The sequence below is a fragment of the Streptococcus pseudopneumoniae genome (genome assembly GCF_038148935.1).
In the GTDB taxonomy this organism is placed as follows: Bacteria; Bacillota; Bacilli; order Lactobacillales; family Streptococcaceae; genus Streptococcus; species Streptococcus pseudopneumoniae_U.
Genome location: NZ_JBBJZX010000190.1, coordinates 1 through 787 on the forward strand (window position 1 = coordinate 1; position 787 = coordinate 787).

Genomic DNA, 787 nt, shown 5'->3' on the forward strand with positions numbered 1-787 from the left:
AGAATTTGTGTTTACAAATACTTTCCGTTGCTTGTCAATAGTTGAGTTTTTGGCTTATTTTTCTTTTAAATCATTTCCATTGATTGCTATCGTTTTTTTAAATCGTATTCATCTTCGTATTCATTTCATAATCATCTTTGCCCGTATAGTTGAGAAGGTTGCAATTTCATTCTAATAGTTTACAAAAGGATCAGTGAGTAATGTCGCTGTTTTTATTTTTAACAAAACAAAAAACCGCAAGCCAATCAGCCTGCGGTAGATAAACATTTTAGAAAAGTTTTCCTTTCATTTTATTTTTTAAAATTATTTAGTCGTAATGAGGCCTTCTGGCTCAATTTCAAACTCCGGCTTGTCTGCCAATGTGCTGTCTGGTTTGATATAGTACCAACCTGTTCCGTCTGCGGACTGGACGAAGGCGTTCGATACCATAGCACCTTCTTTACCGTCAAGATAATACCAGGTGTCCTTATATTTGACCCAACCCGTCTTCATAGCGCCCTCTGTGTCAAAATAATACCACTTATCAGCGATTTTCTTCCAGCCTGTCGCCATTTCGCCTGATTGGTCAAACCAGTACCAATTACCGTCTGAATGCTTCTTCCAGCGGTCTGTAAACATATAGCCTGAACCGTCGAAGTAATACCAAGTTCCGTTGATTTTCTCAAACTTATCTTTTGGATAAGAGCCATCTGAGTGTACGTACCAGTAGCCTGTATCGTTTTTCTTCCAGCCCGTTTCAATTGTCAATCCGTTCTCAATATCCTGCTTGAACTGTTCACGGCTAATG

General features: G+C 38.6%; 1 pseudogene. It reads right to left on the reverse strand.

The window, feature by feature from the left end:
* Positions 1-303: 303 nt before the first annotated feature.
* Positions 304-787, reverse strand: a pseudogene (locus WKI42_RS10525) (autolysin); the annotation flags it as partial.